Here is a 22,798-nt window from a genome sequence, read left to right on the forward strand (position 1 = left end):
GCCACCGCAGCACCAACAGCCTTCGGCGAAGGGTGTCTTATGCCCTTTTTCCGGATTCAGATGGGGAGAGCGATGCGTCCGATTTCGCGTACGGCCCTGGGGGCGGCGACCGCCGTCGTCCTGGCCGTCACCGCGGTCGCGCCGTCCATGGCCGATGAGCCGCAGGACGGCACGACCGCCGAGCGACCGCTGGTCGGCAGTGAGGCCCCGGCCCGCGCCGGCGCCAGGACCGCCACGGTGACCCTGATCACCGGCGACCGCGTCCTGGTCACCCGGGACGCCGAGGGCAACCCGGCGGCCACGGCCCTGCCCCGCGAGGACGGGACCGTCCCCCTGGTCCAGACCCGCCGCTCCGGCCAGGACCTGTACGTCTACCCCGAGGACGCCACCGCCGCGCTCGCCGCCGGACGCGTCGACGAGGAGCTCTTCAACGTCACCGGCCTGATCCGCCAGGGCTACGACGACGCCTCCACCACCACGGTCCCCCTCATCGCGGTCTACGGCTCCGACCTCGCCCGCTCCGTACCCGCCGCCCCGCGCGGCGCCAGGCGCGGCCAGGTCCTCAAGGCCGTCGACGGCGTCGCGCTCAAGGCGGAGAAGAAGCAGGCCGCCACCTTCTGGGCGGAGGTCGGCGCCCCGGCCGCCCGCTCCGCATCCGGCCTGAAGAAGCTCTGGCTCGACCGTAAGGTCCAAGCCACCCTGGAGCAGTCGACGAAGCAGATCCACGCCCCCGAGGCCTGGGCCGCCGGCTACGACGGCAAGGGCACCAAGGTCGCCGTCCTCGACACCGGCGCCGACGCCGAGCACCCCGACCTCAAGGGCCGCATCGCCGCCTCGGAGAACTTCACCGACTCCGAGACCACCGGCGACCGCCAGGGCCACGGCACCCACACCATCTCCACCGTCGGCGGCTCCGGCGCCGCCAGCGACGGCAGGAAGAAGGGCGTCGCCCCCGGCGCGGACCTCCTCAACGGCAAGGTCCTCAACGACTCCGGCTCCGGCGCCGCCTCCTGGATCATCGCGGGCATGGAGTGGGCCGTCGCGCAGGGCGCCGACGTCGTCTCGATGAGCCTCGGCAGCACCGTACCCACCGACTGCACCGACCCGATGAGCGCCGCGGCCGAGGAACTCGCCCAGAACGAGGGCACGCTGTTCGTCATCGCCGCCGGCAACTCGGGCCCCACCCACAACACGGTCTCCTCGCCCGGCTGCGCGCCCAGCGTGCTCACCGTCGGCGCCACCGACCGCGACGACTCCACCGCGTGGTTCTCCAGCCGCGGCCCGACGATCGTCCACCACACCCTCAAGCCCGAGATAGCCGCGCCCGGCGTCGGCATCTCCGCCGCCGCGGCAGGCGGCCGGGGCGTGTACGCGTACCAGTCCATGTCCGGTACGTCGATGGCCACCCCGCACGTCGCGGGCGCCGCCGCCATCGTCAAGCAGCGCCACCCCGACTGGACCGCCCAGCAGGTCAAGTCCGCGCTCGTCGCCTCCGCAGACAGCTCCGTCCCCGGCGACGTCCGCGAGGTCGGCGGCGGCCGCCTCGACGTCAAGGCCGCCATCGACCAGACCGTCCTCGGCGCCCCCGCCGTCCAGGGCGGCACCTTCGACTGGCCGCAGGACAAGAGCGACCGCACCACGGTCTCCGTGCCGTACACCAACACCTCCGACGCGCCCGTCACCCTCGACCTGGCCGTCGAGAAGGTCACCGGCAACGACGGCTCCGCAGTCCGGTCCGCGGTCGCCCGCCTCGGTGAGCGCACCGTCACCGTCCCGGCCGGCGCCACCGTCGAGGTCCCGCTCGCCCTCGACCCCGACGCCCGCCTGGAGCGCGCCCAGTACGGCGACGTCACCGGCCGTGTCGTCGCCACCGGCAAGGGCGGCATCCACCTCTCCACCCCGTTCTCGCTCTACGTGGAGCCCGAGACCGTCACCCTGCGCGTCGAACTGATCGACCGTCAGGGCAAGCCGGCCTCCGGCGCCTCCTCCCTCGACGTCATCGGCACCGACGACGCCAGCGGCGAGCGCCGCTTCAACGAAGGCGCCGCCGACCAGGTCTACCGCCTGCGCCCCGGCAGCTACTTCCTCTCCTCCTTCGTCACCACGCCCGACGCGGGCGAGGGCGCCACGCTGAACGACTCGCTCAGCTACCTCGGCCGCCCGCAGGTGGAGCTGAAGAAGGACACCACCGTCGTCCTCGACGCCCGCAAGGCCCACAAGCTGTCGGTGAAGACCGACCAGGCCTCCGAACTCCGCGGCGCCACCCTGGCGTTCTCCCGCTCCTGGGACGACTTCTGGCTGCACGCCGGAACCGCGGCGGGACCGCGCACCATCCGCGGCTACTACGCCTCGGTCGAAGGCGCGGCCGACGAGGGCGACTTCGAGTTCGGCAGCTACTGGCGCGCCGCGGCCCCGCAGATCACCTCGCTGCGCACGGGCGACGGCCTGACCCTGCACCCGCTGACCGCCACCCTCGGCTCCGACAACCTCGACGGCACCGGCTCCGCCCGCCTCGTCGACGCCGGAACGGGCACCCCCGACGAGCTGAAGGCCGCCGGCGTCCAGGGCCGCGTCGCCCTCGTCCGGCTCCCGGACGACTCCAGCTCCGTGGGCGTCCTCGCGCGGAACGCCAAGGCCGCCGGCGCCGTCGCCCTCGTCACGTACCACTCGGCCCCCGGCCGCTGGTACCCGGCGGGCGGGTTCACCGGCCTCGGCCTCCCCGTCCTCTCCGTCCCGTCCACCGAGGCGACCGCGCTCCTCGGCAGGCTGGCGGCCGGCGAGGTCACCCTCGCCTGGCAGGCCACCGCGAAGAGCCCGTACCTCTACAACCTCGCCTTCCCCGAGACCCGCGCGATCCGCGACGACAAGGAGTACCGGGTCCGCGACGCCCAACTGGGCCGCACGGACTCGACCTACGGCTCGGCCGGCATCACCACCGACTTCACGGACTTCCCGGCCGCCTACCGCCCCGACGGCGTCGGCATCTCCTTCGGCTCGCTCGAGACCGTCCCCGCGCCCGGCACCCGCACCGAGTACTACTCCGCCGGTGACACCGCCTGGCAGCAGATGGTCAACAGCAGCTTCCCGTTCGGGGAGATCATGATCGGCGCACGCCACGCGTACACGCCCGGCGAGAAGCGCACCGAGAAGTGGTACGACGGCGTCATCGCCCCCACCGCCCCGCGCGACACCACCGGCGAGCCGGTCCTCGCCGCCGAGCGGCAGGGCAACCTCATCGGCTTCGCGAACGCCATGTGGGGCGACAACACCCACTACGCCGAGCCCGGCTCCTTCGGCGACATCGGCAACCTGAGCCTCCGCCGCGACGGAGAGCTCATCGGCGAGAGCAGCTGGCCGTTCGGCGCCTTCGAGGTACCGGCCGAAGCCGGGACGTACACGCTCGAACAGAACACCATGAAGATCGGCAGCAAGGTGTGGGCCCGCTCCACATCCGTCAACTCGGTGTGGAAATTCACCTCCAAGCTTGACGAGAGCGTCTATTCTCAGGGCATCCCGATTCTCTTCCCCCGGTACGACCTTCCGGAGGACGGACTCAAGACCCTCACCGCGACCGACGGCCAGCACATCGGCCTCACCGCGACGGGTCACGCGGGCTACACTCCCGCGGCGCTCACCTCGGCGAAGCTCTCGTACTCCTACGACGGGGGTACGACCTGGACCGAAGCGCGGGTCTCCCAGCAGGGCGGCGGCTGGACCGCGACCGTGAACCACACGGGCGCGACCGGCAAGCAGGTCACCCTGAAGACCGAACTGACGGACGCCAACGGCAACTCCGTCACCCAGACCGTGGTCCGCGCCTACGACGTGCGCTGATCACGCCGGTCCGCCGGGCGTCCTTCCCGTGGGGGGTGGGGTCGCCCGGCGGACCACCCATTTGCGGCAACGGTTTTCCTGATGTCCCGTTTTCGGGCGCCGTGCGCGGTGGACAATAAGGGCATGACTCAGCAGGGGGACAACTGGTGGGACAAGCTCTACGACGAATCGGAGCCGGACACGGCCCCGACGGTCTCGGGTGACACGCTCGACGACCACTTCGACACGGCGCCCCGCGCCGTGCAGGGCCCACCGGGCCCCACACCACCGCACGCCCCGACACCCCCGAGCCCGCCCCCGGCGCCCCCGCGACCGGGCGCGGCCTCCGTACAGAGCCCGCCCCCGGTGCCACCGCCGCCGAGCACGGCCTCGGTACTCGGCCCGCCCCCGGCATCACCGCCGCCGAGCGTGCCCCCGGTGCCCCCGGTACCGAGCGTGGCCTCGGTTCCCCCGCCCCCCGCCCCCCGTGCCCCGGCGGGCGCCCTGGGAGGTGCCCGAGGCCGGGCCGCGGACCTTCCCTGGGCCCCCGGCTCCACCCCCGCCCGCCCCGCCGGCCGAGGCGCCCGCCGCCGCGCCCGTCGAGACGCCCACCGTCCAGGTGCCGGTGCCCCAGGGCCCGCTCACGGAGGAGCCGGACGCCGGCCCCGACCTCACCGTCGAGGTGTCCGCGTCCGTGCCCCGGCCGAGGACCGGGTTCATCGGCAGCAGGCCGCCCACCTACGAGGCCGAGCCCACCGCGCTGCCCGTCGCCCGCCCCGGCGAGCTCGCCGAGCTGGTCGCCGACACCGTCCTCGACGGCGCCCGCTACGGCACCTGCACCCTGCGCGCCGCCTCCGTCCGCGGGGACTCCGCCCGATACCGGGGCGAGCCCCGCCGCGACGCCCTGCTCACCGCACGCTTCGGCCACGACGAGACCGCCCTCGTCCTCGTCGCCGTCGCCGCCGGCTCCCGCGCCGCCGAGGACGCCCACCTCGCCGCCGCCGACGCCTGCCACTGGATCGCCGAGGCCGTCTGCCGCAGCCACGCCCGGCTCTCCGAGGACATCAGGTCCGGCCGCCGCGGCGACCTCAAGTCCGGACTGCACCGGCTCACCGACCGGACCTACGGCAAGCTGCGGGCCCGCGCGGCCGAGCGGGGCCTCGCCCCCGACGAGTACACCGCGACCCTCCGCTGCCTCCTCGTCCCCGCCGACCCCGACTGCCGCACCCGGGTCTTCTTCGGCATCGGCGGAGGCGGTCTCTTCCGACTCCGCGACGGCTCCTGGCAGGACCTCGAACCGCTCCTGCCCGAACCGGCCGCGGTCACCGGCGCCCCCGTCGTCGGCTTCGGCTCGCCGCCCGCCGTCCCGGAGGCGACCGAGGAGGGCGACAGGCTCACCATGGACCTCGGCATCACCACCGCGCCGCCGCTCGTCGAGGAGCCCGTGCCGCCGCCCGTGGAGCCCTTCCGCTTCCGCGCCTCCGTCGCCCGCGCGGGCGACACCCTGCTCCTCGCCTCGCCCGGACTCGCCGAGCCGATGCGCGGCGAACCCGCCCTCGCCCACGAGCTCGCCGACCGCTGGTCCGACGCCGAACCGCCGGGCCTCGCCGCCTTCCTCGCCGACACCCAGCTGAGGGTGACCGGTTACGCCGACGACCGTACGGGGGTGGCCGTCTGGGAGGCGTAACCCGCCGGGCCGTGTGTTGATGGAGCCATGGCCAAACAGAACGTGGCGGAACAGTTCGTCGACATCCTCGTCCGCGCGGGCGTCCGGCGTCTGTACGGCGTGGTCGGCGACAGCCTGAACCCGGTCGTCGACGCCATCCGCCGTACCCCGGCGATCGACTGGATCCAGGTGCGGCACGAGGAGACCGCCGCCTTCGCCGCCGGCGCCGAGGCCCAGATCACCGGGGGTCTCGCCGCCTGCGCCGGCTCCTGCGGCCCGGGCAACCTGCACCTCATCAACGGCCTGTACGACGCCCACCGCTCCATGGCCCCGGTCCTCGCGCTCGCCTCGCAGATCCCGTCCAGCGAGATCGGCCTCGGCTACTTCCAGGAGACCCACCCGGACCAGCTGTTCCGCGAGTGCAGCCACTACAGCGAGCTGATCTCCAACCCGCAGCAGATGCCCCGGCTGCTCCACACGGCGATCCAGCACGCCGTCGGCCGCGGTGGCGTCAGCGTCGTCTCGCTGCCCGGCGACATCGCCTCCCAGCCGGCCCCGGAGAAGACGACGGAGACCGCGCTCGTCACCTCCCGGCCCACCATCCGCCCGGGGGACGCCGAGATCGACGCCCTCGTGCGGATGATCGACGACGCCGACCGGGTGACGCTCTTCTGCGGCAGCGGCACGGCCGGGGCGCACGCCGAGGTGATGCAGTTCGCCGAGCGGGTCAAGGCGCCGGTCGGCCACGCGCTGCGGGGCAAGGAGTGGATCCAGTACGACAATCCGTACGACGTCGGCATGAGCGGTCTGCTCGGGTACGGCGCCGCCTACGAGGCCACCCACGAGTGCGATCTGCTGATCCTGCTCGGCACCGACTTCCCGTACAACGCCTTCCTGCCCGACGACGTCAGGATCGTCCAGGTGGACATGCGGCCCGAGCACCTCGGCCGCCGCTCCCGGCTCGACCTCGCCGTCTGGGGGGACGTCCGCGAGACGCTGCGCTGCATCGTGCCGCGCGTCCGCGCCAAGACCGACCGCCGCTTCCTCGACAAGATGCTGAAGAAGCACGCCGACGCGCTGGAGGGCGTCGTCAAGGCCTACACCCGCAAGGTCGAGAAGCACGTCCCCCTGCACCCCGAGTACGTCGCCTCCGTCATCGACGAACTCGCCGCCGACGATGCCGTGTTCACGGTCGACACCGGCATGTGCAACGTGTGGGCGGCCCGCTACCTCTCGCCCAACGGGCGTCGCAGGATCATCGGTTCGTTCACCCACGGCTCCATGGCGAACGCGCTGCCGCAGGCCATCGGCGCCCAGTTCACCGACCGGGACCGCCAGGTCGTCTCGCTCTCCGGCGACGGCGGATTCTCCATGCTCATGGGCGACTTCCTCACCCTGGTCCAGTACGACCTGCCCGTGAAGGTGATCGTCTTCAACAACTCCTCCCTCGGCATGGTGGAGCTGGAGATGCTCGTCTCCGGGCTCCCCTCGTACGGCACGGCGAACAAGAACCCCGACTTCGCCGCCGTCGCCCGCGCGGCCGGGGCCTACGGCGTCCGGGTCGAGAAGCCCAAGCACCTCGCGGGCGCGCTCAAGGACGCCTTCAAGCACAAGGGACCGGCGCTGGTCGACGTCGTCACCGACCCGAACGCGCTCTCCATCCCGCCGAAGATCAGCGCCGAGATGGTGACCGGCTTCGCCCTCTCCGCGAGCAAGATCGTCCTCGACGGCGGCGTGGGCCGGATGCTCCAGATGGCCCGCTCCAACCTGCGGAACGTGCCCAGGCCCTGAGGCGATGTCCGGACACATCCGTACGGTCCACCACCACCTCATGAATGCGGACGGTGATGCGGGGCATGCATCCCCGTGAGCCTGTTCGACGCGACCTGTGGGTGGGGGATATGGCCGGGGAGGCACGACAGCCGACTCAACTGCTCAGAAAGGTGGGATGCGCGGATCTCACCGCGGTGCCGGAGGTGCGACATGCCCTGCGTGAACTGCTGCGGAAATGGGGCGGACCGGGCGCCTCCGACGTGGCCGAACTGCTCACCAGCGAACTGGTGACCAACGCTCTGGTCCACACCGAGCACGGGGCCGTCGTGACCGCGACGGTCGTCCCCGAGCAGCTGAGGGTCGAGGTCCGCGACTTCGTGCCCGGACTCGCGCGACCGCGCGTACCGCCCGCCGACGACGGTACGAACGGCCGGGGGCTCGTCCTCGTCCAGGCCCTCGCCGACTCCTGGGGAGTCGAGGAGCACGGGGCGGGCAAGGTGGTGTGGTTCGAACTGAACGGCGGGGCCGCCTGAGAGGCGGCCCCGCCGGTCTTCCTTCCATGTCCCGTGCTCAGCCGAACTGCTGCTCCAGATCCTTGAGCTTGCGCTCCAGGGAGTCGAGACGGGGCAGCGCCTGGGTGTCGTCCTCGGCGGTGAGGTCCACCGTCCGGGACTCGCCGGGGCGCGGTTCAGCGCCCTTGACGGCTTGCAGGGAGGGCCGGGGTCGAAGCGGCAGCTGTCCGGGGTCCGCTATGGCGGGCTCCGCGACGGCGGCCTGCACGGCCCCCGTCGCGGAGCCCGAACCGCCGCCCGCACCCGGGCCGGGACCAGCGCCGGCCGAGGAGTTGAGCGCCGCCATCTCGACCTCGCGTCCGCCGCCGCGGCCGAGCCCGAAGGCACGGTGCTGACGGTTGATCGCCTTGAGTCTCGCCCGGTCGAGCTTGACCTGGTCGCGCCGGCGGAGCCGGTTCTCCTCCTTCTCCCGTCGGTCCTCGCGCACCTCGTCGACCGCCTCGTCCAGGGTCCGTACGCCCTCCAGGAGCATCAGGGACCAGGCCGCGAAGGTCTCCCGGGGCGCCCTCAGCCACCGCACGATGCGGATCTGCGGCAGCGGGCGGGGCACCAGGCCCTGCTCGCGCAGCGCGGCCCTGCGGGTCTGCTTCAGGGCCCGGTCGAAGAGGACGGCCGCCGAGAGGGACATGCCGGCGAAGAAGTGCGGGGCCCCGTCGTGGCCCATGCCGCGCGGTGCGTGCACCCAGTTGAACCAGGCCGCCGCGCCGGCGAACAGCCAGACGAGCAGGCGCGAGCCGAGGGCCGCGTCGCCGTGGCTGGCCTCGCGGACCGCGAGCACCGAGCAGAACATGGCGGCGCCGTCGAGGCCGAAGGGGACGAGGTACTCCCAGCCCCCGGCGAGGTTCAGGTTCTGCCGGCCGAAGCCCACGAGGCCGTGGAAGGAGAGCGCCGCCGCGACGGCCGCGCAGAGGAAGAGCAGCCCGTACGAGGCGAAGCCGTAGACGGCCTCCTTGCGTCTGCGGCGCTCCTCGCTGCGTTCCCAGGAGTCGTCGGCCGCGGCCTGGTCACCGGCGCGCTTCCCGCGCGCGAGCACCGCCACCGCCGTCAGGACTCCGGCCACCATCACGCCGCCCGGAAGCAGCCAGTCCAGCGATATGTCGGTCAGTCTCATGCGGTGTCCCTTGCATCGCAGTAGGGCGTTTGGCGGCCCATACTGGCCGACCCCGTGGGGCGCTCAAGGGGTTTCCGGGCAAGAGCACGCCATCGGGGTCACGCGGCATACGAATAGGTGCGATCTGGTCGAACGCGCGTGCAGGGAAAGGGGATTGAGTTCGATTCACGCCACCCGAAAGGGTGGCGTAATCGCCGCCGCGGCCCGGGAGGTCTCAGGCGGCCGCGGTCAGACGGCGGACGCGCTCGGCGTCACAGGTGCGCGGGCAGGTGAGGCAGGTGTCCGCGGGGCGCAGGGTGTAGAAGAAGCAGCAGGTGGCCCGGTCGCGGGTGGCGCGCGGAGCGCCGTCCGGCCCCTCGGCGCCCGCGAGCTCGCGGAAGCCCGCCCTGCCCGCGTACGGCTTGTACGGCTTGGGGGTGCCCGGCAGGAGGAGTTCGAGCTCGGCCATGGCCCGGTGCTCCTCGCCCAGCAGGGCCGCGATGTACCAGAGGCCCTCGACGATCTCGTCCGTGGCCATGCCCCACAGGGCCCGGCGGCCGCGCCGCATCCGGGGACCGAAGCCGTCGAGGACGGCCTCGAAGTGCTCGGCGAGCGAGGCGCGCACCTCGGCCCGCAGCGCCTCCTCGTCGGCGACGACCCGGGCGCCGGGCAGGGCGGTCGCGGGGTCGCCCGGCAGGCAGGCGAACTCCTCCACCCGCACCGCCATGTGGCCGCGAGCGCGCTGGAAGGCCACGTTCCGGACGGGCAGCCGGGGCACCCGCCGGTCCAGGAACCACGGGACGGTGACGAGGAGACAGGCGGGCCAGGCGTAGCGGTGCAGCCCGAAACCGGCCACGACGTCGGGACGGGCCCGGGCGCCGTGGTCGCGGAGCACCTGCGCGTCGTCCCAGGCGAGGAAGGCGTCGAGGTCGGGGCCGCCGGCGGCGAGGTCCGCGGCGCCGACCCAGCCCGCCCCGCTCGGCAGCCGCCGGCCCTCGACGTGTTCCTCCATCCGCAGAGGGGGGAAGACCTCGGCCAGCCGGGCGTAGGAGGCCGCGACGGGCGAGGTGGGGGGAGCGGGCAACAGGGCGGGGACGGTCATGCGTACCACCGAATCGCGAGCGTTGGCAGGTTAGCCTTACCTTACCCGATTTGGGGTGGCCTCTCACCGCCGACGAACCCCTCCCACCTGCGGGGCAGCCCGTATGCCCCGGATGTCGGTCCGTTCGCCTATGGTGCACAGGGGACCCGGGCGACGCGAGCCGGGCCCGGCACGAGGCCGCAGGAGGACCCGGGTGGAGCAGGGCGCAGCACGCGAGCGGGCGACGGAGATACCGTCCCCGCCCTTCGGTGACGCCGCACACGCGCAGTCCGTACGGGTGCCGGAGCAGGCGTGCGGTGCGGACGCGGCCCGGGGCGCCGAGCACGCCCGGGGCGAGCACACCCACGACGAACCGGTGGCCCTCGGCCCCCGCGCCGTGCGCCGGCACTCCGTCCGCGGCCAGATCCTCGAAGCCCTCCGCACCGCCCTCGTCGGCGGCGAGCTCCGCCCCGGCGAGGTGTACTCCGCCCCCGCCCTCGCCGAACGCTTCGGCGTCTCCGCGACCCCCGTCCGCGAGGCCATGCAGCGCCTCGCCGTCGAGGGAGCCGTCGAGGTCGTGCCGAACCGCGGCTTCCGCGTCACCGAGCGCACCCCCCGCGAGCTCGCCGAGCTCGCCGAGGTCCGTGCGCTCATCGAGGTCCCCGTCATGCTGCGGCTCGCCCGCACGATCCCGGCCGCCCGCTGGGCCGAGCTCCGGCCGCTCGCCGAGGCGACCTCGGCCGCCGCCGCCCGGGGCGACCGTGCCCACTACGCCGAGGCCGACCGGGCCTTCCACCGGGCCGTCCTCTCCCTCGCGGGGAACGAGCAGCTGCTCGCCGTCGCCGACGACCTCCACCGCCGCTCCCAGTGGCCCCTGATCAGCGCCCCCGCCCTCCGCCACGGCGTCCTCGTCGCCGACGCCGCCGAGCACACCGCCCTGCTCGACGCCCTGATCGCCCAGGACCTGACCGTCGTCCAGAGCCTCGTACGAGAGCACTTCACCGGATCGGAGTGCTGAGGCAGTCCCCGCGCGGACAAGCCCTCGGACCGGCCTGACCGACAAGACACCCCTTAGGTCCGTCCGGCGCGGACCAGCCCTCGGACCGGCCTGATCGACAGGGCTTCCCCCGGCCCCCCGGACGACTAAGGTCGGAGGCGTCAGCTGCCCGCACCGTGTCACCCGTGAGGTGTCCCATGCCGTCCGCGACTCCGTCCCAGGTGTGGGACGGTACGGAAGCCGAGGCCACCGCGCTGCTCGGCTGGCTCACCGATCCCGAGGCGCCCCGGCTCTGCCTCGTCACCGGCGCCCCGGGCAGCGGCAAGACGGCCCTCCTCGGCTGGCTCGCCGCCTACGGTCCGCGCTCCGGCCGCACCCGCCGCCGCGCGGCGCGGGTGCTCGTCCCGCTCGCCGGGCAGAGCGCGCTCGGCGCGGCCTGGACGATCGCCGACCGCCTCGGCGTGGTGGCCCGGTCGCCCGGCGACCTCGTCCACGCCCTCGCCACCAGCGAGGTACGGCCCGGCGGCCGGGCCGTGCTCCTCCTCACGGACCTCCACGCCGCCGCCGAACCCGCCGCACTCACCCGGCTCATCGCCGAGCTCGCGGGCGTCGGGAGGATCCGTCTCGTGGTCGAGGCCCGGAGCGGCACCCCGGCCCCCGCCGTCCTGCGCGCCGAGCGCCGGGTCACCGTCGTCGACCTCGACGGCGAACCCGAGACCGCCGACGGCGCCCGGGACGAGCCGGCCCCGCCGCTGCCGGACCTCTCCGACCCGGTGGCCGTCTGCGCCGCCGACCCGCTGCTCGTCACCACGGCGTACGTCACCGGCGCCGCCCTCGCCGGGGTGCCGGGCACCCTCGACGGACCCGAACCGTCCGCCCGGCCCGGTGAGGGCACCGTCGACGAGCACGGCGGACTCCGCACCGCCTGGATGCGCGCCGGGCAGTCGCTCTGCCGCGAACAGGCCCCGGCCGAGCGGGCGTTGGTCCTCCTCGCCGCGCTCGGCGACGGCGCCGACCCCCGGCTCCGCCCCGCGCTCGCCGCCCTCGCGGAGGGCGCGCCCTGGCGGGTCCGGTGGGCCCGTCACCGCGGCGACCTGACCCCGCCCTGGCCGGGCCCGGTCACCGTGCTCGGCGCGGCGGGCGGCCCGCTGGAGGGCACCCTCCTCGTCGGCGACCCCACCGGCACCGTACGACTGCTCCACGAGGCCGACGCGAGCCCCGCGGGGCGCCTCGCGCACACCGTCCCCGGCCGGGTCACCGCGCTCGCGCCCGCCCCCGACGGCACGGTGCTGCTCCTGGACGACCGGGGCCGGCTGCACGCCGTACGGGGAACGGCGCCCCGGCCCCCGTACCTGGAGCGGCTCACCGAGGCGGTCTCGGCGACCCTGGCCCGCCACCCCGGTACGGCCCTCGCGGCGATCGCGGGCTCGGTGGTGGTGGGGGACCGGCTGGGCTCCGTCCACGCCTTCGGCCTGACGGGCCTTCACCAGTCGGCCTCGCACAGCGGCCGGGTCACGGCCGTCGCGGCGGTCGAGTCCGAGACCCCCTTCGTCTGTTCCGGCGGCGCCGACGGGACCGTCCGGCTCTGGACCCCCGGCCGCGAACCGCGGCCCGCGCCCCTCGCCGAACGCCCCTCGCCGGTCGTCTCCCTGCACGCGACGGAGACCCCGCACGGGCCGCTGGTCGCCGCGGCCTGGGCCGACGGTCTGGTCGAACTCCACCGGCCGGAGGGCGGCCCGACGCTCGCCTTCCGTCCGGGCCCCCCGGTCCGCGCGGTCGCGGTCACCGGCGCCGGCGCCCTGCTCGTCGGCACCGACGAGAGCCTGGTGTGCCTCGTGCCGAGGAGCTGAAACCTGACGGGACCTCAGCAGAGGCCCCGTGCAGGTGACTTCAGGTGGCCGCCCGGGGTGTCAGCTGGGTCCCCAGCCAGGTCGGCACCCCGCCGAGCAGACGGAAGAGGCGTCTCGCCTCGGCGCGCAGGCGGCCGGCCTCCGGCTCCGTCTCCGTGTCCGCGAGCGCCGTGAGGGCGGGGGCCGTGCCGACCAGGTAGCCGAGCTCCTCGCGGATCCGCAGGGACTCGGCGAAACCGTGCCGCGCCTCCGCCAACTCCCCCTCGCGCAGGGCGAGTCCGGCGAGGTGCCGCCAGGTGAACGAGAGCAGCAGCGAGTCCCCCTGGGCGGTCGCCCCGGCGTGTGCCCTGCGGTAAGCGGCGCGGGCCGCCTGCGGGGAGTCGCCGAGGTTCTGCGCGATCAGCCCGCGCCGGAAGTCCAGCAGCGGCCGGCCCTCGGCGGCGGGGGCGATGAGCGCCGCCGCCCGGCCCAGCGCCATCCGGGCCTCGTCGGCCCGGTCGCGTACCCCCAACAGGGTGGAGGCGTAGGCGAGATAGCCGCGTTCGCAGGCCGCGGCCCCGCGTTCCTCGTCGGTCCTGGCGACCGCCTCGGCCGCCCGGAGGGCCTCCTCGGCGTCGGCCCAGCCCTTCTCGGTGTAGAGGCAGCGCTCGATGAGCAGCGCGGCACGTTCGAGTGCGGCGGCCGGTTCGGTCGCGCGCGGCGCGAGCAGCGCCGCCGCGTCCGTCCAGCAACCCCGGGAGCGGAGCCGCCATATGGCGGTCTCCACAGGTGTCTCCTTGCCGTAGGCGAGGGACGGATCTTCGCCACCCCTTGATTCGGAACCAGACATGGCGGTATCCGCCACATTGCCCTCCCCGAGCGCGCCATTGAGCTGTTGAGTAGGACGGCATCTCAGCACGAAGGAGAGCACCCGGCCAAGGGGTCGGGTGAAAAATTTCACAAGACGCCGGAGGGTGCGGGGGTCCCCGCACCGACCGGTTCCGGCGGACCGTCAGAGGGCCGTTCGGCCCGTGATCAAGCCGGTGATCAGGCCCGGGCCCGGTCCGCGGGACCCCGCGCCGCGGGTCCGCCGCGGGCCCGGACGTCACCCCTCCGGACTCGCCCGAAGGGGTGAATCCCGAACCGTTCGACTCAGCTCATCCGCAGGGCGAGGAAGAAGTCGAGCTTGTCCTCCAGGCGGGAGAGGTCACGGCCGGTGAGCTGCTCGATCCGGCCCACCCGGTAGCGCAGCGTGTTCACGTGCAGGTGCAGGCGGGTCGCGCAGCGGGTCCAGGAGCCGTCGCAGTCCAGGAACGCCTCCAGGGTCGGGATGAGCTCCGCCCGGTGACGCCGGTCGTAGTCGCGCAGCGGGTCCAGCAGCCGGGCCGTGAAGGCGCGCCGGACGTCGTCCGGGACGAACGGCAGCAGCAGCACGTGCGAGGCCAGCTCGTGGTGCCCGGCGGCGCAGACCCGGCCCGGGCGGGCGGCGGCCACCCGGCGGGCGTGCCGGGCCTCCTCCAGGGCCCCGCGCAGGCCCTCCGCCGAGTGCACGGCCGCGCTGACGCCCAGCGTGAGGCGCCCGTCGCCGTCGAGACCCGAGGAGAGCGGCGCCCGTACGGAGGCGAGGAGCGCGTCCGCGTGGAGGCCGAGGGCGGGGGCCGGGCCCTCGTCCTCGCTCTCCGGCAGCGGGCTCGCGGCCAGCGGGACCAGGGCGATCGCCTCGTCGCCGCTGTGCGCGACCGCGATCCGGTCGGCCGACTCGGCGCCGACGGTCGCCGGGTCGACGAGGATCTCCTCCAGGAGCGCCTGCGCGACCGGCCCGCTGTCCACGGGGGCCTGACCGGCCTCCTGGTCCCACTCCACGCGGGCGACGACCACCTGCCAGTGCGGGGCCGTGCCGAGCCCGGGCAGCAGCACGGGGGCGGCGACCCGGAGCCGGGCGGCGATCTCGGCGGGCGCGGCGCCCGTCTGCACCAGCTCCAGGACCTCCTGGGCGAGCCGGCGCCGTACCGTGCGGGCCGCGTCGCGCCGGTCCCGCTCGACGGCGATCAGCTGGGTGACGCCCTGGAGCAGGTCGAGCCGGGCGGCCGGCCATTCCCCGGCGTCGGCCTCGACGGCGAGCAGCCAGTCCGACAGGACCGTCTCGCGCACGTCCCGGGAGGCGGGCGCGGCGCCCCGGCCGGTGTTGCGGATCGGGAAGAGCGAGTACGAGGCTCCGGCGACGCTGAGCCGGTGCGGGCCGCGCCGTCCGGTCCGGGTGGCGGCCAGGTGCTCACCGGCCAGGGTGGCGGCGAGCCCGGGCTCCAGGGGCTCGCCCGCGCCCGCGATCTGGCGGCCGGTGGGGGAGAGGACCCAGGCCCGCAGGTCGAGGTCGGAGCCGAGGAGGTCGAGGACGACCTCGGGCCCGCCGCCCGCCGGTCCCGAGGTCATGAGCCGCCGGTGCCGGTCGACGACGGCCGCCAGGTCGCCGGCCCGCTCGCCGGAGACCTGTCGAACAACATGTTCGGTGATCGTCGCGAACGCAACGGACTCGTTCACTGCGAACAGCGGAAGCCGGTGGCGCAAACACGCCTCTACGAGATCGTCGGGGATGTCGCCGAGCTCGGCCTCGCCCGCGGCGAGGGCGGCCACTCCGGCCGACGCCAGGATCCGGACGAAGGGCTCGGCGTCGGCCGGTTCCGTCCGCCAGGCGAGGCCGGTGAGCACCAGCTCCCCGCCGGAGAGGTACCGGCTGGGGTCCTTGAGGTCCGTCGTCATCACGCCTCGGACGGTCCGGTCCAGCTCGTCGTCGCCGCCGAGCAGGCGCAGCCCGAGCGCGTCGTTCTCCAGCAGTGCGCGCAGCCGCATCGTGTCGCCGCCGTTCCTTCGTTCGGTGATGGTGGGTGTCGCGTTGTCGACGGTGGGGTGGTGCCACCGTTTCCAGGGGGAAACGGCGAGGTATCTGTTCCCCGCCTTTCGTTCGAATCTACAAGACGACGATGGGCACCAGCCAACTCCTTCATGTTTTCGGTGACTGCACCCGGGCGAGTGTGGCTTGTGTACTAGGCCACACACCGCGTGAACAGCACATGAACACGATGTCGAGGGCCGGCCGTCCCCCCGGACCCAGTAGCTCGACCCCCGATCACCAGAATCACTAGAAGAGAGCCACCATGGACTTCCTTCGCCCCGCCAGCTGGGAGGAGGCGCTCGCCGCCAAGGCCGAGCACCCCACGGCCGTGCCCATCGCCGGTGGTACCGACGTCATGGTCGAGATCAACTTCGACCACCGGCGCCCCGAGTACCTCCTGGACCTGAACCGTATCGAGCTGCTGCGCGAGTGGGAGGTCGGCGAGGAGAGCGTCCGCCTCGGCGCCTCCGTGCCGTACACCCAGATCATGGAGAACCTCCGGGCCGAGCTGCCCGGTCTCGCGCTCGCCTCGCACACGGTCGCCTCCCCGCAGATCCGCAACCGCGGCGGCGTCGGCGGCAACCTCGGCACGGCCTCGCCCGCCGGCGACGCCCACCCTGCCCTGCTCGCCGCGGGCGCCGAGGTCGAGGTCGAGTCGGTGCGCGGCAACCGCTTCATCCCGATCGACGAGTTCTACACGGGTGTGAAGCGCAACGCGCTCCAGCCCGACGAACTCATCAAGACCGTCCACATCAAGAAGGCGGACGGCCCCCAGCAGTACTCCAAGGTCGGCACCCGCAACGCGATGGTCATCGCCGTCTGCGCCTTCGGCCTGGCCCTGCACCCGGAGACCCGGACCGTGCGCACCGGCATCGGCTCCGCCGCGCCGACCCCGATCCGCGCCAAGGAGGCCGAGGCCTTCCTGAACGCGGCTCTGGAGGAGGGCGGTTTCTGGGACAACGGCAAGATCATCACCCCGTCGGTCGCGAAGCAGTTCGCCGACCTCTGCTCGGCCGCCGCCAACCCGATCGACGACGTCCGCGGCACCGCCAAGTACCGGCGCCACGCCGTCGGCATCATGGCTCGCCGCCAGCTCGGCTGGACCTGGGAGCAGTACCGCGGCGCCGGCCGCACGCTTGAGGGAGCTGCATAACCATGCGCGTCAATTTCACGGTCAACGGTCGTCCGCAGGAAGCCGACGACGTCTGGGAGGGCGAGTCCCTCCTCTACGTTCTGCGTGAGCGCCTGGGGCTGCCCGGCTCCAAGAACGCGTGCGAGCAGGGCGAGTGCGGTTCCTGCACCGTCCGTCTCGACGGGGTGCCGGTCTGTTCCTGCCTGGTCGCCGCCGGTCAGGTCGAGGGCCGCGAGGTCGTCACCGTCGAGGGCCTGGCGGACTTCGCCAAGCAGCGCGAGGAGCACGGCGGCTGCGCGAGCGGCGCCTGCGGCACCTCGGTCGACGCCGCCAAGAAGTGGGAGGCCAAGCCCGCGCAGGACTCCCAGACCGGTGAGGGTGTCGAACTCTCCCCGATCCAGCAGGCGTTCATCGACGCCGGCGCCGTCCAGTGCGGTTTCTGCACCCCCGGCCTGCTCGTCGCGGCCGACGAGATGCTGGAGCGCAACCCGTCCCCGACGGACGCGGACATCCGCGAGGCGCTCTCCGGCAACCTCTGCCGCTGCACCGGTTACGAGAAGATCCTCGACGCGGTCCGCCTCGCGGCCGCTCGCCAGGAGCGTCAGGGAGAGGCGGTCTGACGATGGCTCAGAACACGCGTACCGTACCGGTGGGCACGCCCACCGACGTCACCCAGAACCACGTCAAGGGCGGCATCGGCGAGTCCACGCTCCGCCCGGACGGCACCCTCAAGGTCACCGGCGAGTTCGCCTACTCCTCGGACATGTGGCACGAGGACATGCTGTGGGGCCAGATCCTGCGCTCCACCGTCGCGCACGCCGAGATCGTGTCCATCGACACCTCCGAGGCCCTCGTGATGGACGGCGTCTACGCCGTCCTGACCCACGAGGACCTGCCGGCCGCGAAGAACTACGGCATGGAGTTCCAGGACACCCCGGTCCTCGCCTACGGCAAGGTCCGTCACCACGGTGAGCCGGTCGCCCTCGTGGCCGCCGACCACCCGGAGACCGCCCGCCGCGCCGCCGCCAAGATCAAGATCGAGTACCGGGAGCTCCCGGTCATCACGGACGAGGCCTCGGCCATCGCCCCTGACGCGATCCTGGTCCACGAGAACCGCGACGACCACCACTCGGGTCACGTCCCGCACCCGAACATCGTGCACCGCCAGCCGATCATCCGCGGCAACGCCGACGAGGCCGCCAAGCGCGCCGACGTCATCGTCAAGGGCGAGTACACCTTCGGCATGCAGGACCAGGCCTTCCTCGGCCCCGAGTCCGGCCTCGCCGTACCGGCCGAGGACGGCGGCGTCGACCTCTACGTCGCCACCCAGTGGCTGCACTCGGACCTCAAGCAGATCGCCCCCTGCCTCGGCCTGCCCGAGGAGAAGGTCCGCATGACCATGGCGGGCGTCGGCGGCGCGTTCGGCGGCCGCGAGGACATCTCGATGCAGATCCTCGCCTCCATCCTCGCCCTGCGCACCGGCAAGCCGGTCAAGATGGTCTACAACCGGTACGAGTCCTTCTTCGGGCACGTCCACCGGCACCCGGCGAAGCTCTACTACGAGCACGGCGCCACCAAGGACGGCAAGCTCACGCACATGAAGTGCAAGATCGTGCTGGACGGCGGCGCGTACGCCTCGTCCACGGCCTCGGTCGTCGGCAACGCCTCCTCCCTCTCGGTCGGCCCGTACGTCATCGAGGACGTCGAGATCGAGGCGATCGGCCTCTACACCAACAACCCGCCCTGCGGCGCCATGCGCGGCTTCGGCGCGGTCCAGGCCTGCTTCGCCTACGAGGCGCAGATGGACAAGCTCGCGGCGAAGCTGGGCATGGACCCGGTGGAGCTGCGCCAGCTCAACGCCATGGAGCAGGGCACGATCATGCCGACCGGCCAGGTCGTGGACTCCCCGGCCCCGGTCGCCGAGCTCCTCCGCCGGGTCAAGGCCCGTCCGCTGCCGCCGGAGCGCCAGTGGGAGACCGCCGGCGAGGGCGCGGACGTCCGCGCGCTGCCGGGCGGCCTGTCCAACACCTCGCACGGCGAGGGCGTCGTACGGGGCATCGGCTACGCCGTCGGCATCAAGAACGTCGGCTTCTCCGAGGGCTTCGACGACTACTCGACCGCCAAGATCCGCATCGAGGTCATCAACGGCGAGGCCGTCGCCACCGTCCACACCGCCATGGCGGAGGTCGGCCAGGGCGGCGTCACCATCCACGCGCAGATCGCCCGCACCGAGCTCGGCGTCCAGCAGGTCACCATCCACCCCGCCGACACCCAGGTGGGCTCGGCCGGTTCGACCTCCGCGGGCCGCCAGACGTACATGACCGGCGGCGCCATCAAGAACTCCTGCGAGATCGTCCGCGAGAAGGTCCTGGAGATCGGCCGGCGCAAGTTCGGCTCGTACCACCCGGCCTGGGCCAACGCCGAACTCCTCCTGGAGGGCGGCAAGGTCGTCACCGACGGCGGCGAGGCCCTCGCCACCATCGCGGACGTCCTGGAGGACCAGGCCGTGGAGGTCGAGGAGGAGTGGCGGCACCGTCCGACCCAGGCCTTCGACCTCGTCACCGGCCAGGGCGACGGCCACGTCCAGTACGCCTTCGCCGCGCACCGCGCGGTGGTGGAGGTGGACACCGAGCTCGGCCTCGTGAAGGTGATCGAGCTGGCCTGCGCCCAGGACGTCGGCAAGGCGGTCAACCCGCTCTCCGTGGTCGGCCAGATCCAGGGTGGCACCACCCAGGGCCTGGGCGTCGCGGTGATGGAGGAGATCATCGTCGACCCGAAGACCGCGAAGGTGCGCAACCCCTCCTTCACGGACTACCTGATCCCGACCATCCTCGACACGCCGACCATCCCGGTCGACTACCTCGAGCTGGCCGACCCCAACGCGCCCTACGGCGTCCGGGGTATCGGAGAGGCCCCGACCCTGTCGTCCACCCCGGCCGTCCTCGCGGCGATCCGGGCGGCGACGGGCCTGGAGCTCAACAAGACGCCGGTCCGCCCCGAGGCGCTCACCGGCACCCTGTAGGACTCTCCGGGCGGTGTGTGCCTCCCAGGAACGTCACACTTCCACCGCTCGCACCGCCCGGAGCGCTCTCCCCACCGCAGTACCGCACCACCCGCAGTACCCGCAGTACCCGCAGTACCGATTCACCCCCGTCCGTCTCGGGCCGTCCCCCGGGTCGTGCAGCCCACGCAGCATCCCAAATCCCGCAGTCTCGCCAGATCAGAAGTCCTTCGAAGTCTGATGCGGGTGCCCCTTTGAACCTTGGGAGTAGGCCCCATGACCCAGTCGTCTGTGGAGCCCAAGACCGCATCGGAGGACGCGGGCTCCGGCTCCAACGTCCCCGCCGGCCGTTCTTGGCTCGACCGGTACTTTCACATCTCGGAGAGAGGATCCTCCGTCTCGACGGAGATCCGCGGCGGCATCACCACCTTCATGGCGATGGCGTACATTCTCCTGCTCAACCCGATCCTCCTCGGTGGTCCGGACGTCGACAAGCACGTCCTCGCCGCCTCCGCCGTCATCACGGCGACCGCCTTCGCGGCGGCGGTGACCACCCTGCTGATGGGCTTCGTCGGCAAGGTGCCGCTCGTCCTCGCGGCGGGACTCAGCGTCTCCGGTGTGCTCGCCACGCAGGTCGTGCCGCAGATGACCTGGCCCCAGGCCATGGGCATGTGCGTCGTCTACGGTCTGGTGATCTGCCTCCTGGTGGTCACCGGTCTCCGCGAGATGATCATGAACGCGATCCCGCTGCCGCTCAAGCACGGCATCACCATCGGCATCGGCCTCTTCATCGCGCTGATCGGCTTCAACAAGGCCGGCTTCGTCGGCGCCGGTCCGCAGTTCGGCCCGCCCATCACCCTCGGCGCCGGCGGCGAACTCGTCGGCTGGCCGGTCCTGATCTTCGCGGTCACCCTGCTCGCGATCTTCGCCCTCCAGGCCCGCAAGGTCCCGGGCGCGATCCTCATCGGCATCGTCGCCGGCACCATCGTCTCGCTGATCGTGAACGCGGTCGCCGACATCCCGGCCAAGGGCCCGGGCTCCTGGGCCAACGGCGCTCCCGAACTCAAGGGCAGCGCGGTCTCCAGCCCGGACTTCTCGCTCTTCGGCGACGTCTCCTTCGGCGGCTGGGGCGACGTCGGCTACATCACCGTCGGCGTCATCGTCTTCACCCTCGTCCTCGCCGGCTTCTTCGACGCGATGGCCACCATCATCGGCGTCGGCACCGAGGCCAACCTCGCCGACGACAAGGGCCGGATGCCCGGCCTCTCCAAGGCGCTGTTCATCGACGGCGCGGGCGGCGCGATCGGCGGCGTCTCCGGCGCCTCCGGCCAGACCGTCTTCGTGGAGTCCGCCACCGGCGTCGGCGAAGGCGCCCGCACCGGCTTCTCCTCGGTGATCACCGGCCTGTTCTTCGCGGCCGCCATCTTCTTCACCCCGATCACCCAGATCGTCCCCCGTGAGGTCGGCTCCGCCGCCCTGGTCGTCATCGGCGCGATGATGATGATGAACGCCAAGCACGTCAACTGGGGCGACAGCTCCGTCGCCATCCCGGTCTTCCTCACCGTGGTACTGATGCCGTTCACCTACAGCATCACCCCGGGAGTCGCGGGCGGCGTCATCGCCTACACCGTCATCAAGGTGGCGCAGGGCAAGGCGCGCGAGGTCGGCGCGTTCATGTGGGCCCTGACCGCGATCTTCATCGTGTTCTTCGCCCTCCACCCGATCGAGGGATGGCTGGGCGTCAGCTGACGCCCGACCGTCGCCCTCCACACACAGCCAAGGAGACCGAAATGCTGGACATCGCCGAAGAGCTGCACCGGTGGGTCGAGCAGGGACGCACGTTCGCCGTCGCCACCGTGGTGGCGGTCGGCGGCAGCGCGCCCCGGCAGCCGGGAGCCGCCCTCGCCGTCGACAGCGAGGGCACGGCGATCGGATCGGTCTCCGGCGGGTGTGTGGAGGGCGCGGTCTACGACCTGTGCGTCCAGGCCCTCGAAGACGGCAGGACCGTCGTCGAGCGCTTCGGCTACAGCGACGAGGACGCCTTCGCCGTCGGTCTGACCTGCGGCGGCATCATCGACATCCTCGTCACCCCGGTCCGCGGCGGGGTCTTCCCCGCCGCGCTGGCCTCCGCCGTCTCGGGGGAGGCCGCGGCCCTGGCCCGGATCGTGGACGGACCCGCGGACCTGTTGGGGCAGGCGCTGCTCGTCCGTCCCGACGGCTCGTACGAGGGGAAGCTCGGCGGCCACCCCGAGCTGGACCGCACCGCCGCCGGCGAGGCGCGCGCGATGCTCGACGCGGGCCGCACCGGCACCGTGGAGATCGGCGAGGACGGCAGCCGCTGCGGACAGCCGCTGAGCCTCCTGGTCGAGTCCTCCGTCCCCGCCCCCCGCATGATCGTCTTCGGTGCCATCGACTTCGCCGCCGCCCTCGTCCGGGTCGGCAAGTTCCTCGGCTACCACGTCACCGTCTGCGACGCGCGGCCCGTCTTCGCGACGCCGGCCCGCTTCCCCGAGGCCGACGAGATCGTCGTCGACTGGCCCCACCGCTACCTGGAGTCGACGGAGGTCGACGGCCGCACCGTCCTCTGCGTCCTCACCCACGACGCCAAGTTCGACGTGCCCCTCCTCCGGGCCGCCCTCAAGCTTCCCGTCGCCTACATCGGCGCGATGGGCTCCCGCCGCACCCACGAGGACCGCAACGAGCGCCTCCGCGGGGTCGGCGTCACCGAACTCGAACTCGCCCGCCTGCGCTCCCCGATAGGCCTCGACCTCGGCGCGCGTACGCCGGAGGAGACCGCCCTGTCGATCGGCGCCGAGATCGTCGCCAACCGCCGGGGCGGCAGCGGCCGTTCCCTCACCGGCGCCCACACCCCGATCCACCACGACGGCCCCCGCGAGCCGGACGGGCGCATAGGTTCGGTCGCGTAACCCGGTTTCCCGGGCGGGCGCGTAGGT

15 protein-coding genes are annotated in these 22,798 nt (G+C 73.1%); 11 read left to right on the forward strand and 4 right to left on the reverse strand.

The annotated features are described in order from the left end of the window. The first annotated feature begins 72 nt into the window (after positions 1-72). From ACN9M0_RS28840 to ACN9M0_RS28855, 4 genes are all read left to right on the forward strand, one after another. Positions 73-3,834 (forward strand): S8 family peptidase, encoded by a 3,762-nt coding sequence (locus ACN9M0_RS28840; RefSeq protein ID WP_426404434.1) that lies wholly within the window; start codon positions 73-75, stop codon positions 3,832-3,834. Positions 3,835-4,324: 490 nt separating this feature from the next. Continuing rightward, positions 4,325-5,500, forward strand: a complete 1,176-nt coding sequence (locus tag ACN9M0_RS28845) for a protein phosphatase 2C domain-containing protein (RefSeq protein ID WP_426404435.1) — start codon at positions 4,325-4,327, stop codon at positions 5,498-5,500. Between the two features lie 27 nt (positions 5,501-5,527). After that, a complete protein-coding gene (locus tag ACN9M0_RS28850) occupies positions 5,528-7,270 on the forward strand; it encodes a pyruvate dehydrogenase (protein ID WP_366040311.1) in 1,743 nt (580 codons plus the stop codon). Between the two features lie 65 nt (positions 7,271-7,335). After that, entirely contained in the window at positions 7,336-7,785 is a 450-nt protein-coding gene (locus tag ACN9M0_RS28855) for an ATP-binding protein (RefSeq protein WP_399701366.1), read from the forward strand. 37 nt (positions 7,786-7,822) lie between these two features. On the opposite strand, the gene ACN9M0_RS28860 is transcribed toward ACN9M0_RS28855, so the two are convergent. Further along, on the reverse strand, positions 7,823-8,935 hold the full coding sequence (locus ACN9M0_RS28860) for a DUF2637 domain-containing protein (RefSeq protein WP_366042061.1): 1,113 nt from the start codon (positions 8,933-8,935) through the stop codon (positions 7,823-7,825). Between the two features lie 214 nt (positions 8,936-9,149). After that, on the reverse strand, positions 9,150-10,016 hold the full coding sequence (locus ACN9M0_RS28865) for a (2Fe-2S)-binding protein (RefSeq protein ID WP_426404436.1): 867 nt from the start codon (positions 10,014-10,016) through the stop codon (positions 9,150-9,152). Positions 10,017-10,209: 193 nt separating this feature from the next. On the opposite strand from ACN9M0_RS28865, the gene ACN9M0_RS28870 reads away from it, so the two are divergent. Continuing rightward, positions 10,210-11,013 (forward strand): GntR family transcriptional regulator, encoded by an 804-nt coding sequence (locus tag ACN9M0_RS28870; protein WP_426404437.1) that lies wholly within the window; start codon positions 10,210-10,212, stop codon positions 11,011-11,013. 176 nt (positions 11,014-11,189) lie between these two features. After that, positions 11,190-12,842, forward strand: coding sequence for a WD40 repeat domain-containing protein (locus tag ACN9M0_RS28875; protein ID WP_426404438.1), 1,653 nt, complete (start codon positions 11,190-11,192; stop codon positions 12,840-12,842). A gap of 40 nt (positions 12,843-12,882) precedes the next feature. Here the strand turns inward: ACN9M0_RS28875 and ACN9M0_RS28880 are convergent, their stop codons facing one another. After that, positions 12,883-13,671, reverse strand: a complete 789-nt coding sequence (locus ACN9M0_RS28880; RefSeq protein ID WP_366042057.1) for a hypothetical protein — start codon at positions 13,669-13,671, stop codon at positions 12,883-12,885. 302 nt (positions 13,672-13,973) lie between these two features. Then, the gene (locus ACN9M0_RS28885; RefSeq protein ID WP_366042056.1) at positions 13,974-15,668 is read right to left on the reverse strand and encodes a PucR family transcriptional regulator; all 1,695 of its coding nucleotides are present in this window, start codon (positions 15,666-15,668) and stop codon (positions 13,974-13,976) included. A 305-nt stretch (positions 15,669-15,973) separates the two neighbouring features. On the opposite strand from ACN9M0_RS28885, the gene ACN9M0_RS28890 reads away from it, so the two are divergent. The 5 genes from ACN9M0_RS28890 to ACN9M0_RS28910 all read left to right on the forward strand — a co-directional run bounded on the left by ACN9M0_RS28890 (position 15,974) and on the right by ACN9M0_RS28910 (position 22,771). After that, positions 15,974-16,864 carry an FAD binding domain-containing protein gene (locus ACN9M0_RS28890; protein ID WP_366042055.1) on the forward strand — a complete coding sequence of 297 codons (891 nt, stop codon included), beginning with the start codon at positions 15,974-15,976 and terminating at the stop codon, positions 16,862-16,864. A gap of 2 nt (positions 16,865-16,866) precedes the next feature. Then, positions 16,867-17,463 (forward strand): (2Fe-2S)-binding protein, encoded by a 597-nt coding sequence (locus tag ACN9M0_RS28895; RefSeq protein WP_366042054.1) that lies wholly within the window; start codon positions 16,867-16,869, stop codon positions 17,461-17,463. A 2-nt stretch (positions 17,464-17,465) separates the two neighbouring features. Further along, positions 17,466-19,865, forward strand: a complete 2,400-nt coding sequence (gene pucD / locus ACN9M0_RS28900) for a xanthine dehydrogenase subunit D (protein ID WP_366042053.1) — start codon at positions 17,466-17,468, stop codon at positions 19,863-19,865. Between the two features lie 255 nt (positions 19,866-20,120). Continuing rightward, positions 20,121-21,593, forward strand: coding sequence for an NCS2 family permease (locus ACN9M0_RS28905; RefSeq protein WP_366042052.1), 1,473 nt, complete (start codon positions 20,121-20,123; stop codon positions 21,591-21,593). Positions 21,594-21,634: 41 nt separating this feature from the next. Next, positions 21,635-22,771 (forward strand): XdhC/CoxI family protein, encoded by a 1,137-nt coding sequence (locus ACN9M0_RS28910; protein WP_366042051.1) that lies wholly within the window; start codon positions 21,635-21,637, stop codon positions 22,769-22,771. Positions 22,772-22,798 lie beyond the last annotated feature (27 nt).

The organism is Streptomyces sp. R-07, assembly GCF_049913175.1.
Lineage (GTDB): Bacteria > Actinomycetota > Actinomycetes > Streptomycetales > Streptomycetaceae > Streptomyces.

Bases quoted from the DNA above. Each gene is read 5' to 3' on its own strand.
- ACN9M0_RS28880 (WP_366042057.1), bottom strand. From the start codon at position 13,671: ATGTCTGGTTCCGAATCAAGGGGTGGCGAAGATCCGTCCCTCGCCTAC.
- ACN9M0_RS28905 (WP_366042052.1), top strand. From the start codon at position 20,121: ATGACCCAGTCGTCTGTGGAGCCCAAGACCGCATCGGAGGACGCGGGC.
- ACN9M0_RS28875 (WP_426404438.1), top strand. From the start codon at position 11,190: ATGCCGTCCGCGACTCCGTCCCAGGTGTGGGACGGTACGGAAGCCGAG.
- ACN9M0_RS28850 (WP_366040311.1), top strand. From the start codon at position 5,528: ATGGCCAAACAGAACGTGGCGGAACAGTTCGTCGACATCCTCGTCCGC.
- ACN9M0_RS28895 (WP_366042054.1), top strand. From the start codon at position 16,867: ATGCGCGTCAATTTCACGGTCAACGGTCGTCCGCAGGAAGCCGACGAC.
- ACN9M0_RS28910 (WP_366042051.1), top strand. From the start codon at position 21,635: ATGCTGGACATCGCCGAAGAGCTGCACCGGTGGGTCGAGCAGGGACGC.
- ACN9M0_RS28860 (WP_366042061.1), bottom strand. From the start codon at position 8,935: ATGAGACTGACCGACATATCGCTGGACTGGCTGCTTCCGGGCGGCGTG.
- ACN9M0_RS28885 (WP_366042056.1), bottom strand. From the start codon at position 15,668: ATGCGGCTGCGCGCACTGCTGGAGAACGACGCGCTCGGGCTGCGCCTG.
- ACN9M0_RS28865 (WP_426404436.1), bottom strand. From the start codon at position 10,016: ATGACCGTCCCCGCCCTGTTGCCCGCTCCCCCCACCTCGCCCGTCGCG.
- ACN9M0_RS28890 (WP_366042055.1), top strand. From the start codon at position 15,974: ATGGACTTCCTTCGCCCCGCCAGCTGGGAGGAGGCGCTCGCCGCCAAG.
- ACN9M0_RS28855 (WP_399701366.1), top strand. From the start codon at position 7,336: ATGCATCCCCGTGAGCCTGTTCGACGCGACCTGTGGGTGGGGGATATG.
- ACN9M0_RS28840 (WP_426404434.1), top strand. From the start codon at position 73: ATGCGTCCGATTTCGCGTACGGCCCTGGGGGCGGCGACCGCCGTCGTC.
- pucD (WP_366042053.1), top strand. From the start codon at position 17,466: ATGGCTCAGAACACGCGTACCGTACCGGTGGGCACGCCCACCGACGTC.